A 19,067-nucleotide genomic window follows, 5' to 3' on the forward strand; every position below is an offset into this window, starting at 1 on the left:
ACTCGCTATGTTGACGACACTTTACGTATGCTCCCGACATTAACCCGGCAGAGGGCAATCTAACCGGTCCCGGTTTGCACTTCTTCTCTGATTCTTATACCAATTCGGTTTGAGAATCAATCAGTTGCCAAAACCCTCAATCATTTCTTGTTCTAAAATTTCCAACAAAAAAGCAATGAAAAAACGCTTACTATTCCTACCCACATCGGGTATTTTCATTCGGGCGTCGCTCCTTCTGTGCCTGATTACGCTGGCCATGACGAGCCTGTATGCCAACGGGAATGCCCCCCTCGACCGGACAGTAACCGGAACGGTTAAAGATGAAAAAGGCGAAGGCCTGCCCGGTGTTAGTGTGGTGCTGAAGGGCACTACCCGAGGTACCTCATCCAGTGCCGATGGTACCTACCGACTGGATGTACCGGAAAGCAACGCAACGCTGGTTTTTTCCTTTGTCGGCTATCTATCGAAAGAAGTGACCGTCGGGAATCAAACCAGAATCGATGTCCAGCTGGCAGCCGACAACAAGGCCCTGGAAGAAGTGGTCGTCGTTGGGTATGGGTCGCAGCGGAAACAGGACATTACCTCCGCCGTGTCGGTCATCAACATGAAAGACATCGGTGAGCAGCCGTCCAACAACATGAATCAACTGTTGCAGGGACGGGCCGCGGGTGTGGTTGTAAAAACGAAAAGTGGGGCACCGGGCGGCACATTCGAGGTACGGGTCCGAGGTGTTGGGTCGCTGGGGGCCGGCAGCAATCCGCTGTATGTAATCGATGGTTTTGCGGTAGGCACGGACGTTGGTCAAAACCTGAACCCGAACGACATCGAAAGCATTTCCGTTTTGAAAGATGCCGCTTCAACGGCTATTTATGGTGCCAGAGGTTCGAATGGTGTGGTTTTGATTACGACCAAAAATGCCAAGGAAGGCAAAACAAACATCAATTTTTCGCTGGACCGCGGTATTCAGACTTTGCCATCCACCCGCCGGGTAAAAATGCTGAACGGGGTGGAATTCGCCCAGTTTAAGAAAGAAATCTACGAAGACCAGGTTCGTATTCTCCAGAAAAGAGAGCCAACCCTGGAAGAGGTTCCCATTGGTTTCCGTTATCCCGAACAGACCAAATACTCGACGGACTGGTACGGCCTGATTCTGAACAACAACGCTCCTTACACGGATGCCAACCTGACAATTTCTTCCGGTCAAGGGCCCCTTAAAGCACTGCTGTCGGCTGGCTATTACAAGGAAGATGGTGTTGTTAAGGAAACGAATTACGACCGGATATCGGTGCGTACCAACCTGGGCGGTCAAGTCAATAAGTTCATCAACGTTGGTTTGAACATCAACGGTACCTATACCCGGCAAAAGCTGGCGAATACGGATGGGCGGAGTGCGCTGTTGGGCGGAGCCTTGCTGATGGACCCACGGGATACCCCTTACAATCCGGACGGAAGCCTGAAACCGTATAGCAATGGCGTCGATGGCGTTTTCGGGTTTCCAAACCCACTCTACGTGCTGCAAAATGTGCTGCGCAGAAGAAGTATTGCCGACCTGTTGACCAATGCCTATGTCGAAGTTTCATTTTTGAAGAATTTCAAGTTCAGAACATCGGCGAACGTCAAATTAAATAACAATACTTTCAAGGAATATGTACCATCCACCATCGGTGCATCCGTTGCATCCGGTACGGCGGGCGCTCCTCCAAGGATTGCCACGGAAAACGATAACACCGCCGAACTGGTGAACTACTCCCTGGATCAGTTGCTTACGTATGTTCCCAAGATTGGCGATCAGCACAGCCTGGATTTCCTGGTGGGCTATACGGCTCAACAGGAGCGCGTGAGAGGGTTTACCGGAACCGGTAATACCTTTCCCGATGACCTGGTTCCCTTTCTGGGGGCGGCTTCCATCCGCTCTTCTACTTCCACCGAATTTGGCTGGGTCAACCTGGCGGCTCTGTCGCGGGTAAACTATTCTTACAAGGACAAATACCTGCTTTCGGCTTCGTTCCGCCGGGAAGGCAGCTCGCGGTTTGGGGCTAAAAACAAGTACGGTAATTTCCCGGCCGCTTCCATCGGATGGCGGGTTACGGAAGAGTCATTCATGCCGAAAACCGACTGGTTGACCGACCTCAAACTCCGGGCCAGCTTTGGGGTTACGGGGAACAATGACATTGGTAACTACCCCAGTTTGGCATTCGTTACCAGCACTATTGGTACTACTAACTACAACTATATATTGGGCAATGCTTTCGCAGCCGGTAAAGTAATTAGTTCCTTCGCCAACTCCGAACTGAAGTGGGAAAAGTCGAACCAGTTGGATATTGGTATGGACCTGGCTCTGTTCAATAACAAACTGACGTTGAACGTCGAATATTACAAGAAGATCACCAACGACATGCTGCTGCCGATTTCGATTCCGGCCGTATCCGGTTTTACCACCAGTTTGGCCAACATCGGCAAGGTGCAAAACAAAGGGCTTGAAATTGGTGCCGATTTCCGGACGAACATTGGCCCGGTTAATTTCCGTACCAACGCCAACATCACCTTCAACCGCAGCAAAATCCTGGCCATCAAAGGGGCCAACGACATGCTCTACTACGGTAGTTTCTACGGCGGTTATAACGTTCAGAAAGTGGGGCGGCCCATTGGGATGATCTACGGCTACAAGAAGCTGGGCATTTTCAATACGCAGGCTGAAATCGATGCCGCTCCCAAACAGGACGGTGCGATTCCGGGTGCCATGAAGTTTGCCGATACCAACGGCGATGGTGTCATCACGTACGATACGCAGGACATGGTTGAAATTGGCAATCCGAATCCGGCCTTCACCTGGGCGTGGACCGTGGCGGCAGATTACAAGCGGTTTGACCTGAACATCCTGTTTGTAGGCGCTCAGAACTTCGATGTGTATCGGAACATCGAGGCATCGACCATGAACATGGATGGGGTTTTCAACGTGCTGGAACGCGCGAAAGATCGGTGGCGGTCGCCGGAAAATCCGGGTTCCAATCCAAACGACAAAAATTCGCAGGGCGGTACCAGCTACTTCAAATGGTCACGCGAGAGCAGCGAGCGGTATGTTTATGATGGTAGCTATGTCTGGCTGAAAAGCGTAACGCTGGGTTACACGTTGCCCAAAGTCAAATCCATTCTGAGCGACGCCCGCATTTTTGTAACCGCCAACAACCTGTTCCTCTTCACGAAGTATCCGGGTAACAACCCGGATGCGGGGGTACGGGGCGGAACCGAACTGAACAACGATGATGAGTCGTACCCGATTCCGAGAACGTTTGCAGCTGGTCTCAAAGTAAACTTTTAATTGACACAGACATGAAAAAAATAACCGTTATAGGTGCACTCTTTCTTAGCATGATCCAGTTTTCGTGCTCGGATGATATGTTGGTCACCACCGATCCAACCCGGATTGGGTCCGAACTCTTTTACAAAAATGAAACCCAGTTGCAGCAGGCCTTGAACGGCGTGTATGGTTCCTTACAAACCATTACCAATACGGCCTACATCTTTCAGGAATTTCCGTCGGATAATACCACGCTCGACTTTAACCCGCTCGACCGCGGTGGAGCCGCCGGTTGGGAAGCGTTCGAATTTTCGACCGTCAACCAGGGAAATGGTGAAATTGCCACCGTCTGGAACCAATATTATGCCATGATGTATAACATCAATTATGCATTGGAAAAAATGGCAGGCAGCACGGTCGATGCCGCGGCAAAAGCTCCCATCGAGGGCCAGTTGAAGTTTATCAGAGCCTACGGGTACTTTAATCTGGTTCAGTATTTCGGCGATGTCGTGCTGGTTACCAAAACGCTCGATAAACCGGATGCTGCTTTTGATCTGACGCGCTCTCCGCAAGCCGAGGTATGGGCTCAGATTGAAAAAGACCTCAAAGAAGCTGTTACCCTCCTGCCCGCTACTTACCCGACGGCCCAGTTGGGACGCGTTACGAAAGGGGCGGCTTTGGCTCTGTTGGGTAAAACATACCTGACGCAGAAGAAATATGCCGATGCGGTCACGACTCTGAAGCAGGTTACCGGCTATACGCTCAATCCGCTTTACGCTGACAATTTCAACCCCGCCAAGAAAAACGGCCCCGAATCCATTTTTGAGATTCAGTACCAGGGCGGCAATGACCTCGGTGAGCAGAGTAGCTTTGCCTACACTTTTGCTCCCCGGCTTTCGGCGGGTGCCGTGACGGGTTATGCCAATACCACGCCGGGCGGACGGAACATTCCGACCAATGACCTGATTGCGGCTTATGAACCCGGTGATTTGCGCAAAGATGTATCTCTGAAAACGAGCTATACGCTGAACGGTACGGTAGTTCCAATCCCCTACATTATCAAGTTTACGTATCCGCACACGATTACCGGTCGGACGGACAACAACTGGCCGGTATTGCGGTATGCCGATGTGTTGTTAATGCTGGCCGAATCGATCAATGAAGCCACTGGTCCTTCGGCAGAAGCGTTCGATTACCTGAATCAGGTTCGGAAACGGGCGGGTCTGGCAGCGGTTTCGGGTCTCGACAAAGTAGCCCTGAGAGACGCCATCATGAAAGAGCGCCGGGTGGAACTGGCGTTTGAAAACCAGCGCTGGTTCGATTTGCGGAGAACCAAAACGCCGGCGGAATTAACGGCTTTCATGAATGCCTACGGGGCTAAAGAAAAGGCGAAACCGACCGTCGACCGGGGTGGAATTGCCTTCAACGCGCTGGATTACGTGTATACGGACAACGAATATTACCTCCCAATTCCGGCACCACAAATCCTGATTAGCAGCAAACTAACCCAAAACCCGGGTTACTAAAGGAAAGTGCAGGATAGTTAATTGTTAAAAATGCACCTTATTGGATGGATTAATGTTAAAATAGGATTGATCCATCCAATAAGGTGCATTTAGTATAAATTAGTCAACTAAGCCCAATTATAAAGTGACCATTTTGACAGAATCTTTTTGGCTTTGGCAGTTCCTCGGTCGCCTTCACCCACTGATCGTCCACTTTCCGGTCAGCATCCTTTGTGTTGCTTTATTGCTGGAACTCATCGGCTGGCGTCGTAAGTCGTCCGAATTGCGGGCGGGCATTACGGCCCTGCTCTGGATTGGCGCGATCGGGTCGGTAGTGGCAGCGGTTTTCGGGTTAATCCTGGTGAATCAGGAAGAATACGGCGGCAGTACGGTTACGATCCACCAGTGGTCGGGACTGTCTACGATGGTGCTCGCCATTCTGACCGTCGCTGCGTTCCGGCTGGGCCGCCTAACCGTCTACCGGAGCCTGCTTTTCCTGACGGTTTTTGGCGTGACCATTGCCGGGCATTACGGGGCCATGCTGACGCACGGAGACGATTACCTGACCAGTGTGCTGCCCTTCGGCAAGGACTCGAAAGCGCCCTCGACCACCGATCCTAATCTGGCTTTCATCAGCAATACCGGGCAACCGCTCAACGACAAGCAGATTGAGGATCTGAACCTGGAAGTTCGCTCTATTCTCGCCCACAATTGTTACAGCTGCCACAGTGCCACCAAAACCAAAGGGGAACTGCGTCTCGACAAGAAGGAACTGCTCTTTAAAGGAGGTGAAAATGGGGTGATATTGAAAGCCGGACATCCGGAAGACAGTGACATGATCCGGCGGGTGAAACTTCCGGCCGGCCACGATGACGCTATGCCGACCAAAGGCAAACGGCTCACCGACAAAGAAATTGCCGTTCTCGAATTCTGGATCAAACAAGGTGCGCCCTGGCCCAGCGGTGCCGAAAAAAGCATTTATCGGGTGGCGGCTCTGGAACCCCGGCTACCCGCGGTTCCGGCGGCAACCGGCGACCTGATCAACCCGATCGACCGGTTTGTTAATGTCTATTTCCAGAAGAATAAAGTGGCCTGGAAAACCGTCGTCGACGACCGTACCTACCTGCGCCGGGTGTATCTGGACGTGATCGGTTTACTGCCAACGCCCGAGAAAATCGAAGCTTTCACGGCGGATACCCGACCGAACAAGCGCGAAATTCTGGTCACGGAACTCCTCAACCGCAACGAAGATTACGCACAACACTGGCTTACGTTCTGGAATGACGCTCTACGCAATGATTATTCCGGAACCGGATACATTACCAAAGGCCGGTTCGACATTACAAAATGGTTGTATAACTCGCTGAAAACGAATAAACCGTACAACCAGTTTGTGCGGGAACTGATCAGCCCGACCGAAGAATCGGCGGGATTCATCAAAGGCATCAAATGGCGCGGAACGATCAATTCGAGTCAAAGCACCGAAATGCAGGCCGCCCAGAACGTTTCGCAGGTGTTGCTGGGCCTGAACCTGAAATGCGCATCGTGCCACGATAGTTTTATCAGTGACTGGAAACTGGCCGATTCCTACGCCTTCGCCAATGTATTTTCCGATACTACCCTGGAAATTCACCGCTGCGACAAACCGACCGGCAAAATGGCCGGTACCGGAATCCTGTTCAAAGAACTGGGAACCATCAATGGAAAAGCGCCAACGGCCGAGCGGCTCCGCGAACTGGCCAACTTTATGGTGCAGCCGAAAGATGGCCGGCTCTACCGGACGCTGGTCAACCGGATCTGGGCGCAGTTGATGGGCCGCGGCCTGGTCGAACCCGTCGATATGATGGACAACGAACCGTGGAGCCAGGATTTGCTGGACTGGCTGGCGTCCGATTTTGCCACCAACGGCTACGATATCAAACGTCTGATGTCCCAGATTCTGACCTCGAAATCGTACCAGTTACCGTCCATCAGCGTGAAAGATCCGGCTTTACTGACCGCTCCGACCTTCGTTTTCGAAGGCATGGTTCGTCGCCGGCTTTCAGCCGAACAGTTTGCCGACGCCGTCAGCCTGGCTTTTAATCCGGTTTACGGGGATTCTTCCCTGGCTACCAAGCTTCTGCCCGAGACCATCAAGCAGGAAATTCCATTTCCCCGGGCTTCTTTAGTGAAGAACGACCCGTTCCTGACGGCTTTGGGACGACCAAACCGGGAAACCGTCAGCACCAGCCGCACCTCGCAGGCCAACCTGCTCCAGGCACTGGAACTGACCAACGGAGCCAAGTTCAACGAAGCCCTGAAACAGGGAGCCCTGATCTGGAAAACCAAATACCCGTCATCGGATTTGATCGTAAAAGAACTGTATCGAAAAGCCCTCGGGCGCAACCCACAACCCAAGGAACTGGCCGTCGCCGAGAAAATTGTCGGTAAAACCCCCAGCATCGAAGGCATTCAGGACCTGGTTTGGGCCATTAGTTTACACCCTGAATTTCAGTTGATTAACTAATCAATAAACAAGATCTGTCCGGTCTTGCGACCGGATGGGTTTTAAAAAATAGAACCCCATGAAAACCAGTTGGAACAGACGGGAATTCCTGCAACGGGCCAGTGCGGCAACGATGGCCGCTTTGGCGGCAGGCGCTCCCATGGCAAGTCTCCTGTCAGGCTGTAAAACCAAAAAAATCGGTCAGACAGACGGCACCGCCGACACGGTCATTCTGCTTTGGATGGCCGGTGGCATGGCCCATACCGAAACGTTCGATCCGAAGCGGTATACTCCCTACGAAACCGGTATGGAAGGCAACCGGGTTCTGAGTACATTCAAATCGGTACCAACGGCTTTGGACGGTATTCATTTTTCGGAAGGACTCGAATCCATCGGGAAAGTGATGGACAAAGGTACGCTGATCCGGTCTTACGTGTCGGCTGATTTGGGATTCATTCTGCACTCGCGCCACCAGTATCACTGGCATACGTGCTACGAACCACCCCAAACCGTGGCGGCTCCGCACATCGGTTCCTGGATTGCCAAGGAACTCGGCCCGAAAAATCCGGTTATTCCGGCTTTCATCGACATTGGCCAGCGGTTTACGGTGGGTGAAGCCGAAGAACTGAAAGCGTTCCATACCGCCGGTTTTCTGGGGAATGAATTTGGTCCTTTCTTTATTCCCGACCCCAGCCAGGGCCTTGAAAGCGTTCGCCCGCCGGTGGGTATGAATGCCAGCCGGTTCGAGCGTCGCAACCAGTTGTATAACGATCTGGTGAGCAACAGCCCGATTGGCGAATTTGGCAGCGATTACCAGAAAGAGTCGCTCAAACGGTCGATGGAACAGGCGTATATGCTCCTGAATTCGCCCGAAGCAAAGGCGTTCGACTTAAGCACGGAGCCGAAAGAAAGTTATGACATTTATAATACCGGCAAGTTTGGACTGGGTTGTTTACTGGCCCGCCGACTGACGGAACAAGGCGCACGGTTTATCAGTGTAACCACCGAATACGAGCCGTTTAAAGGCTTTGACACCCACGAGAACGGGCATACGCGGATGGCCGACATGAAAAAAATGATCGATGGGCCCATTGCCCAGCTTATCAAGGATTTAGACAAAACCGGGCATCTGGATCGGACGATGGTGATTCTGGCCAGCGAGTTCAGCCGCGATATGATGGTGGAAGGCCGTCCGGGTGAAAAAGTGAAGGAGCAGGTGAATCAGCCGGATATTCTTACCGACATGAAGTTTTACGGAATGCACCGCCATTTTACCGACGGCGCTTCGGTACTCATGTTTGGAGGAGGCATTAAGCGTGGATTTGCCTACGGCAAAACGGCCGACGAGCGTCCTTGCAAAACCATCGAAAATCCCGTAAAAATCGATGGCATACACCAGACCATTTATCACGCGCTGGGCATCACTCCGGATACCCAGTATGAAATTGAAAAACGCCCTTTCTACACCACGCCTGACGGGAAAGGGAAACCGGTCATGGAATTATTTGCCTAACCAGCCTCTTTTACGGCTCCCGAATCCGCCAGACGTTCACCACCCGGTGGGACAGTTACCGCAGCGGATTCGGGAGTAAACAAAATCGTTCGGATAAAAAATCGCTCTTTTTTGCTCAAAACAGTAGAGTAAAGGATAGTCAATGGCCTATTCTTCATTAAATTGAATTAAATTTATAAATACTTGCAGTTTGCTCATCCAATTTATTGGATAGTACTGAAATTTCAAGTTGATTTATTTAATCCTAGAAAGCACCGTCTTAAGATAGCTCACTTAACTAAACATCATCATGTCGTAACTACAAAAAGCGAGAGCCCTCGATGTTGGAATCATCATTGGCTCAGTACCTCCGGCACACCTGAAAGCATCCTTTGGCCCGGAGCGATTTTATTTTTTCTAAACCCATTTACTACTATCTCGATTATGAAAAGATGCATTACTCCATTGGGTAATTCCCGGTATTATGTAAAGCCATTCCTATTCCAATTTCTGCTAGTAAGCTTGCTAACCAGTTCCGTTTGGGCCGGGAACATCAGCGGATTAGCAAAAATCTCCAGTCTGAATACAGCACTTCTGCTGGCGGATGTTACCGGTACGGTGACCGATGAAGCCGGTAGCGGTTTACCTGGCGTCAATGTGGTGGTAAAAGGATCTACGCAGGGCACCACGACCGATGCCGAGGGGAAATTCAGAATCTCCGTAACCAGCGAAAAGGCAGTTCTGGTATTCAGTTCGGTTGGCTATCTGAAACAGGAAGTGACCGTGGGATCGCAAACTTCCCTGACGATTAAAATGAAACCCGACGATCAGACGCTATCCGAAGTCGTGGTTGTTGGGTACGGTAGTCAGCTGAAAAAGGAAGTAACCGGGGCGGTTCAGACGGTGAGTGCCAAAGAACTGAAAGACATTCCGGTTTCGCAGATAACCCAGAAATTGCAGGGTCGCCTGGCCGGGGTTCAGATCAACCAGACCACCGGAAAACCGGGTCAGGGAATGTCGGTTCGGATTCGGGGCCAGTTGTCGGTTTCGGCCGGTAGTGATCCGCTGTATGTAGTCGATGGGTTCCCCATCACCGGTAGCATTGGTGCCATCAACCCGGATGAAATCGAAGACATCACGGTCTTGAAAGATGCTTCCTCTACCTCGCTGTATGGTTCACGGGCCGCCAATGGGGTCGTTTTGGTGACGACCAAACGCGGGAAAGCCGGTCAGACTAGCATTAGCTTCAACGCTTTTTATGGCGTGCAGCAGGTACCGGAAAAAGGCCGGGTTAAGATGCTGAATGCCGTTGAATTTGCGCAGTTCAAAAAAGAATACTACGAAGACCAGAATCAGCCGGTTCCGGTCGAATTTCAGAATCCGTCGCAATACGAAGGCAAGAATAACGACTGGTACGGTGCCCTGTTGCGGAAAGCCCCCATTCAGAGCTACAACCTGAGCATTTCGTCGAACACCGAGAAGTCCAGAACCTCCATCGTGGCCGGTGTATTCAATCAGGAAGGGGTGGTTTTGAACAACAAGTACACCCGGTATTCACTCCGGATGAACACGGACTATGACATCTCTGAAAAAGTTCGGGTCGGTTTCAATGTGGCTCCGCAGTATGTTTACGATAATACGCCCCGAACGGATGGCGACCGCGGAACCGGGATTCTCTTCAACGCCCTGCATACCTGGCCGGTGATGCCAATTTACGATGCCAACGGCGAATTGACCAAGTTCAACCAGTTTCCGGGCAGCACGGGGAACATTTTTGCCTATCCGAACTGGGTACGGGCCGCAACAGAGCTGGTCAATGAAACCAAACAGACGAAGATTCTGAGCAACGCGTATATACAGTACAGTCCGATCAAAGGGCTGAACCTCAAGTCGACCATCAATGTCGAGTTTGAAAACAACAAGTTCTTCTTCTTCAACCCGTCGACGGCTACCAGCTCGATCAACGTTCCCATTCCGACCACGGCGGTTTCAATCCGGCAAAGTCTGGAGAACGTCGGCTGGCTGAACGAAAACACGGCGACCTACACCCGGGCGTTTGGCGAACACCACTTCGAACTGTTAGGCGGTTTTACCAACCAAAAGTACCACCAGGAATTCTCCCGGATTCAGGCGGACACCTACGCTGATGACCGGCTGCCAACCATTCAGGGTGCCCTTAACATCAACCGGGGTGGTACACAGAACGGCGTGAACGAATGGACGCTGACTTCCTACCTGTCGCGTTTATCCTACAACTACAAAGGCAAATACCTGTTGACGGCTGCCATTCGGAGCGATGGTTCTTCCCGCTTTGGTACCGCCAACCGCTGGGGTACTTTTCCATCGGTTTCGGCCGGATGGGTTATTTCGGATGAAGATTTCATGAAAAGTGCATCGCAGGTTTCCTTTGCGAAACTGCGGGCCAGCTACGGGGTTATCGGTAACAACAACATCGGTAACTACACCCAGTATGCCCTGGTCAACAACACGACCAATGCGGTTTTCGGGGGTACCGTTGCCACAGGAGCCGTTGTTACTTCACTGGCAAACAACAACTTAGGCTGGGAAACTACCAAGCAATTCGACTTAGGGCTGGATTTGGGTTTGTTGAACGACCGGATTCAGTTTACGTATGACTTCTATACGAAACGCACGACCAACCTGCTGTACGCCGTGCAGATTCCGCAGGAAGCCGGCTTCACCAACTTCAACGACAACATTGGTGAAATCAAATTCTGGGGCCATGAATTTGCCGTGACCAGCCGCAACACGGATGGGAAACTGAAATGGACGACGAACGCCAACATCTCGTTTAACCGCAACAAGGTGCTGGAACTGGCACCGGGCATCGACCGCGTCTATGGAACATTCCACATTACGAAGGTGGGGCAGCCGTTCGGACAATTCTATGGATTGATTAAAGAAGGGTATTATCAAACCGCAGAAGAACTCAAAACTTCACCGATCATTCCGGGTCGCTCGGCGATTGGTACCATCAAAATGAAGGATGTGAACGGCGACGGGGTCATTACATACGGTGGTGACGCCGACGACCGGACCATCATCGGAACCCCTTTCCCGAAATTCATTTATGGTATTACCAACACATTGACTTACGGCAACTGGGATTTCTCCGTCGTAGGCTCCGGTTCTTACGGCAATCAACTCTGGGTTCGTCACCTGTACAGTACGGCCAACCTCGATGCGGTGTTCAACATGGTTGCGGGTGTTAAAGACCGCTTCCGGGTTAAGAATGATGCCAATGGCGTGGCCACCACCGTGATCACACCGGGAAAAGGCCAGTTTGGCGCTACGAATAACGGCGGGAACTTCACCGGTATCGAACGCGACTGGAACAGTACGCAATTCCTGGCGAATGGTTCGTTTTTCACGATTAAGAACATTACACTGGGCTATAACATCGGCGCTGTGAACAAATTCTTTAAGTCAGCCCGGGTTTATGCATCGATCCAACAGGTGTATGTTTTCACCAAATACACGGGTGGACCGAACCCGGAAACCAGCGCCCAGGGCGACGGGAACGGCGACGGTGGGAACTTGAGCCAGGGTGTTGACTTTTCCAGCTACCCGGTTCCACGTACCTATACGCTCGGTGTCAATCTGAATTTCTAAGCCAGACAGGAAATCAAACTCATTTAATTCTGATCGAGAATGAAAACAAACTATATCGCAACCGGGCTACTAGCGCTTGCCCTGACTGGTTGCAGTGATTTTTTAAATATTGTACCCGAAACCGCACTGAGTTCGGCGACCTTTTTCACCAAAGAAGCCGACTTTCAGCAGGCCGTCAATGGTGCCTACGTACCGCTTCGTCAAATGTTCAACGAACGGGCCTGGGTTTTGGAGGAAATGCACTCCGACAATACGTATTACGGACGGAATACACTGTATGGTGCGGTCGATGCTACGGAAAACGTTGCTGACTTTGCCGTTCCAACGGCCAACGGCGTTACCGCCAATGATAACGTTCTGGTTCAGTATCGCCTTAATTATCAGATTATTGCCCGGGCCAACCAGATTCTGACAACGATTGACGCCGTCAATTTCGCAGCCGAATCCAAAAACAACCTGAAAGGACAGGCCTATTTTCTGCGGGCTTTTGCCTACTTCGATCTGGTTCGGTTGTTTGGTAAAGTTCCCCTGCACCTGACGCCGGTTACCAGTCGTGAAGATGCGGCTTTACCGCTGGCGACGACCGAAGCCATCTATGCCCAGATTGAAAAAGATGCTACGGAAGCCAGCAAGACGTTGTTGAACAAGGCCAAACAGGAAGCGGGTCGCGCCACGTCGGGAGCCGCTAAAACCCTGCTGGCCAACCTGTACATCACGCAGAAAAAATGGGCCCAGGCCGAAGCACTGATGAAAGATGTGGTGGCCAACGACGGATATTCGTTGATGCCGGATTACAACAACGCCTTTTCGTTTACGGCGACCAACAAAAACAACGCGGAGTCGGTTTTCGAGATTCAGTATCAGGAAGGCTCGGCGGGGTATAACGGCAACCAGATTTACCGGTTTATTCCTTCACCGATTACCGCCGACGAAATTCGTCCGCTAACCGGAACCTCGAACGCCCAGCCGACCTCGCAGGAAAGTAATAACATTCCGACGCCGGATCTGATTGCGGCTTATGAACCGGGTGATAAACGGAAAGATATTTCCATCGGCTATGTGACGCTGAGCCAGAGCCTGCGGGAAAACAAGACGTATCCGTACATCAAAAAATACGCCCGGACTCACTCGCTCCACAACAATACCGGTCAGAACTGGCCGGTTTACCGGTATGCCGAGGTGTTGCTGTTCCTGGCCGAGTCGCTGAACGAACAGGGCAAAACCGCCGACGCTGCCACGTATCTGAATCAGGTTCGCGCCCGGGCCGGTCTGGCCGCTACGACGGCAACTTCGCAAGCCACTATGCGCGAAGCCATCTTCAAGGAAAGACGGGTGGAATTGGCCTTCGAAAACAAACGCTGGTTTGATTTAACCCGGACCGGCCGCGTGAAGGAGATCATTGGCGCTTACGGAGCCAGGGTGAAAGCCAATCCGCAGGATTACTATTTCCCGAAAGGGGCCGTTCCTCCGCCAAATGCCTTTACGGTTTTGGATGACTACTACGGTCTGCCAGCCGTTGAATCAGCCTTAACGCCTAATTTTTAATGGTTTGAAACCGGGTTGGTTGCTCTTAGACCCTTTTTCAAGAGCAACCAACCCGGTTTCATCTAAAAGTTAACCTGTGAATCACGCTTTCTTTTTTATTCAATCAGTAAGAAGGCTTTTCTTTTATCTTATGACATTAACTCATTGAATTCTCGAATCCGAAAAAACCGGTCAGCCAGAGGCCTTTTTTTTGATACAAACGTATTATATAGGCTCAATGCAAGACTCAATTACCGCTTAAAACCATCTCACGAAACAGATCCCGAAAAAAGAGAGTCTCATCTCCTGAATCGGGTAAACATACTCAACGGCTTTGCCCGACGTCCGGGTCGACAAGCATTCTTTACCGTATAAACCCAAATAAATTATGTTTTCTACATACCGATCGGTCAAGTTAATTCTATCGGTTTCAGCCCTTGCTCTGGTGGGTGCCTCGTGGGTTGGTTTAAACTACCCGGAAACGAACCAGCAGGGGGCCGAAAGTCCGAAGGTCGATAAATTAAAACTGCTGCCCGGTTTCAAGGCAGAACATTTGTATAGCCCTTCCGAAAATAATCAGGGTTCATGGGTTTCGATGACATTCGACGATAAAGGGCGTATGATCACGTCGGATCAGTACGGCGGCCTGTTCCGGCTAAAAATCCCGGCCATCGGTTCTGGTTCGACCAAACCAACCGTCGAAAAACTTAGCGTTGGCAAAGACACCCTGGGAATGGGCTACGCGCAGGGGCTGCTTTATGCATTCAACAGCCTCTACGTCATGGTCAATAACCGCTCCAACCCCCGCTTCCCTAAATCCAGCGGTCTATACCGCTTGCAGGATACGGATGGTGATGATCAATTCGATAAGGTAACCTTATTGAAGGAACTGAAAGGCGAAGGCGAGCACGGCCCGCATAGCGTCGTGTTATCACCCGATAAAAAATCGCTTATTGTGGTGGCGGGTAACCACACCGACGTCCCCCAGATGGATGCCTATCGGCTCCCTTCCAACTGGAAAGAAGACAACCTGTTTCCGCTGATCAAGGACCCACGCGGACACGCCAATGACCGGATGGCCCCCGGCGGCTGGGTCGCCACGACCGATCCCGAAGGCAAGCGCTGGGAACTGCTCGGAGCCGGTTTCCGCAACGAGTTCGATGTCGCGTTCAACGAAACGGGTGATATGTTCACCTACGATTCGGATATGGAATGGGATTTTGGTACGCCCTGGTACCGCCCGACCCGGATTTGTCACGTTCCCAGTGGTGCCGAATTTGGCTGGCGCACCGGGAACAGCAAATGGTTGCCCGGCAATCCGGACAATTTACCGCCATTACTCAACATTGGTCAGGGCTCACCGACCAACGTATTCTACGGAGCAAATGCGAAGTTTCCGCAAAAATACCGCCAGTCCCTGTACGCGTTCGACTGGAGCTTTGGCATCATTTACTCCATTCACCTGAAACCGAAAGGCGCCACGTTCGAAGGCGAACGGGAAGAATTTATTTCGGGTTCACCGCTTCCACTAACCGATGGGTCCATTGGTCCTGATGGCGCGATGTACTTCCTGGTGGGAGGTCGCCGGCTGGAATCGGATCTCTACCGGGTGTATTACAACGGCTCGGAATCGACGTCGACGACTCCGCTTACGCCCGTTGTGACAGCCGAGCATAAGCTCAGAACCAGTCTGGAACAATACCACCTTGACCCAAACCCGGCTGCTCTGGCTGCGGCCTGGCCTAATCTGAACCACCCCGACCGGTTTGTGCGCTATGCGGCCCGGATTGCGGTTGAACACCAGCCCGTTGCCCAATGGCAGGAAAAAGCCATCAGCGAAACCAATCCGCAACGTGCTACGCAGGCCATTGTTGCCCTGGCGCGTCAGGGCAGTGAATCCGCCAAAAGCAGCGCCATCAACACGCTGTTGAAAATCAACTTTGCTCAACTCCCCGAATCGCAGCAATTCGATGTACTGCGCGCGTTTGAGTTGATTTTCCTGCGGATGGGAGCGCCCGAAGCCGCTGACAAAGCGAAAATCATTGCCTATCTGAACCCGTATTATCCGGCCAAAACCGCCTTGATGAACCGGGGGCTGAGTAAAGTTCTGATTTATCTGGAAGCGCCGGGCGTTGTTGCCAAAACGCTGGCGTTGATGGATAAAAAAGAAGAACCCGGTATGGCCGACCTCAATTTGACGCCTTCGACGGCTTCTTCCGACCTGATTCTGCGCAACCCGCAATACGGTCTGGACATTGCCAAGATGCTGGAAAAAGTACCACCACTGCAACAGACCTACTACGCCGTCATGCTGAGCCGCGAAGAAACGGGCTGGACTCCCGAACTGCGGAACAAATACTTCACCTGGTTTGGCAACGCCTTCAAATACCAGGGTGGTCGCAGCTACGTGGGCTTTATCGACCGTGCCCGAAAACTGGCGCTGGCGCACGTTCCCAAAGACCAGTTTGAAAAATACAACAAAATGTCGGGAGCGGATTTGTTGACGACGAACGGGAATGATCTGGCGATGGGTTACGCCCCCAAAGGACCGGGTCGGCGCTGGCAACTGGACGACGCCGTTGCGGCTGTCGGTGATGATTTGAAAGGCCGGAATTTCGAAGAAGGCAAAAAAATCTACGGAGCCGTTCTGTGTAGCCGGTGCCATTCGATGCAGGGATCAGGTGGCGATATTGGTCCGGATTTGACGCAACTCGGAACCCGGTTTTCGAATAAAGACATGCTGGATGCGATTATTAACCCGAACAAAGCGGTTTCGGATCAATACGCTTCCACCATTTATTACCTGAAAAACGGACAGTCGGTCCTGGGCCGTCAGCTTTCGGAAGACAAGGTGAGCTACACCATTTCGCAAAACCCGTTTGCGCCGGATCAAACCCGGAAAATTCCGAAGAAAGACGTTACATCGACCAAGTATTCAACCGAATCCATCATGTTACCGGGTCTGATCAACAGCCTGAATCCGGAAGAATTGAAAGATTTGATGGCATACCTGAAATCCGGTGGTAATCCTGAAAACGCCGTGTATAAAGGCGGAACCGGAGCTGCAAAAGGCGATAAGTAACCAGCGTAACGCCCCTCAATCCCGAAAAGGACGGGATTGAGGGGCATTTTAGTATAAGTGTAAAAATCGAAAATGCGATGCTGAAAAAATCAAGTTTTAAATTCCTTCCAGTCGGTTTGCTGCTGGCGGCTGTGTTGACCGGCGGTTTGACGACCGGTTGCGTTGGTCAAACCAAGAAAGAGAAGAAGGATGGTTTTGTGAAAATATTTGATGGTAAATCGTTAAAAGGCTGGGATGGCGATCCGGTTTACTGGAGGGCCGAAAACGGCAATCTGGTGGGGGAAATTACGCCCACAACCCTATTAAAAACCAACTCATTCATCATCTGGAAAGGCGGACAACCGGCTGATTTTGAACTGAAAGGCGAATTTAATATCACCGAAAGCGGCAACTCCGGCATCAATTACCGCAGCGATCAGTTAACCGATATTCCGTTTGCGCTCCGGGGCTACCAGGCCGACATCGATGGTGCCAACCGCTACACCGGTCAGAATTACGAAGAACGCAAACGGACCACGCTGGCGTATCGCGGTCAGAAAACCACCATTAAACCCTACACCGGCCCCGCTACGCCGGAAGGAATTCGGGCAAATGTCAGCAAAAATGCCTGGAATGGCCTCACCGTAACCGGTTCATTGGGTAGTTCCGACTCCTTGAAGACTTTAATTAAGACAGCCGATTGGAACACCTTTCATCTGATCGTCAAAGGCAACAAGTTACAGCATTACATCAATGGGGTACTGATGAGTGAGGTGACGGACGAAGATACCGTCAACGGAGCCGCCAAAGGCCTGTTGGGCGTACAGGTACACGTCGGCCCACCCATGAAAGTGCAATACCGCAATCTGATGCTGAAGCAATTGTAATTAATTGGTATTCGGTTTACGGTATTCGGTATTCGGTGGCTGACGCACGCAAGTTGGAACGCGTCAGCCACCGAATATCGTAAACTGTAAACCGTAAACGATACGTAGATTTGACACCACCAAACTGGCATAACAAACTATCAAATCCCGCTCAATGGGGTGGCATCGAAACCGCCGTGCTCGACAACGGGGCCGGACGAGGCACCCGAATTGCCTGGATCAATACCGGTACAGGGCTTCGTTACAAAGTGGTTATCGACCGGGCGATGGACATCGCCGACGCGTTTTACAACCAGCACGGGCTGGCCTGGCTGAGCCATTCCGGGATTACCCCTCCGCAACCGTTTTCGGATAAAGGCATCGACTGGCTCCGAACCTTCAACGGCGGATTGCTGGTCACCTGTGGCCTTACGCACGTCGGCGGACCCGAATCAGACGCCTACGGCGAGCGCGGACTTCATGGTGAAATCAGCAATAGTTCCGCCGAAATCGTATCCATCAGTCAGCCCGACCCCGCCCTGGGGAAGCTGGACATGAGCATCACCGGGATTATCCGCCAGACGCGGGTTTTCGGCCCCAGTCTCGAACTCCGGCGCACGATTTCGGGCACCCTCGGTCAGCCGACGATCCGGATTCACGACGAGGTGATCAACCGGGCCAATACCGCAGCCCCCCACATGCTGCTCTATCATTTCAACTTCGGATGGCCGCTGGTCGATGAAGGAACAGAGCTGGTGTGGCAGGGACCGTGGCAACCCCGGCATCCGGATCAGGCCTACAAAATCTTTGTCGAAGGCAATGACTTCCGGAAATGCCCGGCCCCGCTGGACGACCACCGCGGTTTTGGCGAAGAAGTCGCCATCATTGATCCCACGCCGGATGCCGACGGCTGGTGTACCGCCGGTTTGTATAATTCCCAACTCGGCTTTGCCCTGTCCCTGCGGTTTCAGAAAGCACAATTACCGTGGCTCACCAACTGGCAACACTGGGGCGCGGGCGAATACGTGACGGGCATCGAACCGGGCACCCATCCGCCCATGGGCCAGGCCGCTGCCCGCGAACAGAAAACGCTGCTGTTCCTGAATCCGGGCGAAAGCCGTCATTACGACGTAGAACTGGCGATTTTGACGCAGGAAGAAACTATTACCCATTTTTTGAGAAAATAAGTTCAGGCCGATTAAA

The 19,067-nt window shown here is 51.9% G+C and carries 9 protein-coding genes; all 9 read left to right on the forward strand.

Going from position 1 to position 19,067, the window contains the following annotated elements:
- Positions 1-256 precede the first annotated feature (256 nt).
- Positions 257-3,319 (forward strand): SusC/RagA family TonB-linked outer membrane protein, encoded by a 3,063-nt coding sequence (locus EHT87_RS11090; protein WP_229321068.1) that lies wholly within the window; start codon positions 257-259, stop codon positions 3,317-3,319.
- A gap of 11 nt (positions 3,320-3,330) precedes the next feature.
- Positions 3,331-4,824, forward strand: a complete 1,494-nt coding sequence (locus EHT87_RS11095) for a RagB/SusD family nutrient uptake outer membrane protein (RefSeq protein WP_124906693.1) — start codon at positions 3,331-3,333, stop codon at positions 4,822-4,824.
- A 124-nt stretch (positions 4,825-4,948) separates the two neighbouring features.
- Entirely contained in the window at positions 4,949-7,309 is a 2,361-nt protein-coding gene (locus EHT87_RS11100; RefSeq protein ID WP_124906694.1) for a DUF1549 domain-containing protein, read from the forward strand.
- A gap of 58 nt (positions 7,310-7,367) precedes the next feature.
- On the forward strand, positions 7,368-8,801 hold the full coding sequence (locus EHT87_RS11105; protein ID WP_124906695.1) for a DUF1501 domain-containing protein: 1,434 nt from the start codon (positions 7,368-7,370) through the stop codon (positions 8,799-8,801).
- A gap of 531 nt (positions 8,802-9,332) precedes the next feature.
- Positions 9,333-12,413 carry a SusC/RagA family TonB-linked outer membrane protein gene (locus EHT87_RS11110; protein WP_229321070.1) on the forward strand — a complete coding sequence of 1,027 codons (3,081 nt, stop codon included), beginning with the start codon at positions 9,333-9,335 and terminating at the stop codon, positions 12,411-12,413.
- Positions 12,414-12,452: 39 nt separating this feature from the next.
- Complete coding sequence (locus tag EHT87_RS11115; RefSeq protein ID WP_124906697.1) at positions 12,453-13,958, forward strand: RagB/SusD family nutrient uptake outer membrane protein; 1,506 nt, start codon at positions 12,453-12,455, stop codon at positions 13,956-13,958.
- A 367-nt stretch (positions 13,959-14,325) separates the two neighbouring features.
- Positions 14,326-17,019 carry a c-type cytochrome gene (locus EHT87_RS11120; RefSeq protein WP_124906698.1) on the forward strand — a complete coding sequence of 898 codons (2,694 nt, stop codon included), beginning with the start codon at positions 14,326-14,328 and terminating at the stop codon, positions 17,017-17,019.
- Positions 17,020-17,096: 77 nt separating this feature from the next.
- Entirely contained in the window at positions 17,097-17,885 is a 789-nt protein-coding gene (locus tag EHT87_RS11125) for a 3-keto-disaccharide hydrolase (protein ID WP_124906699.1), read from the forward strand.
- Positions 17,886-17,995: 110 nt separating this feature from the next.
- Positions 17,996-19,051 carry an aldose 1-epimerase family protein gene (locus tag EHT87_RS11130; protein WP_124906700.1) on the forward strand — a complete coding sequence of 352 codons (1,056 nt, stop codon included), beginning with the start codon at positions 17,996-17,998 and terminating at the stop codon, positions 19,049-19,051.
- The last annotated feature ends 16 nt before the right edge of the window (positions 19,052-19,067 follow it).

It is taken from the genome of Larkinella knui (genome assembly GCF_003858645.1).
Taxonomy (GTDB): Bacteria; Bacteroidota; Bacteroidia; order Cytophagales; family Spirosomataceae; genus Larkinella; species Larkinella knui.

What these genes read in the sequence shown, in the direction of transcription:
- EHT87_RS11090 (WP_229321068.1), top strand. Translation starts at nt 257, where the DNA reads ATGACGAGCCTGTATGCCAACGGGAATGCCCCCCTCGACCGGACAGTA.
- EHT87_RS11095 (WP_124906693.1), top strand. Translation starts at nt 3,331, where the DNA reads ATGAAAAAAATAACCGTTATAGGTGCACTCTTTCTTAGCATGATCCAG.
- EHT87_RS11105 (WP_124906695.1), top strand. Translation starts at nt 7,368, where the DNA reads ATGAAAACCAGTTGGAACAGACGGGAATTCCTGCAACGGGCCAGTGCG.
- EHT87_RS11115 (WP_124906697.1), top strand. Translation starts at nt 12,453, where the DNA reads ATGAAAACAAACTATATCGCAACCGGGCTACTAGCGCTTGCCCTGACT.
- EHT87_RS11120 (WP_124906698.1), top strand. Translation starts at nt 14,326, where the DNA reads ATGTTTTCTACATACCGATCGGTCAAGTTAATTCTATCGGTTTCAGCC.
- EHT87_RS11125 (WP_124906699.1), top strand. Translation starts at nt 17,097, where the DNA reads ATGCTGAAAAAATCAAGTTTTAAATTCCTTCCAGTCGGTTTGCTGCTG.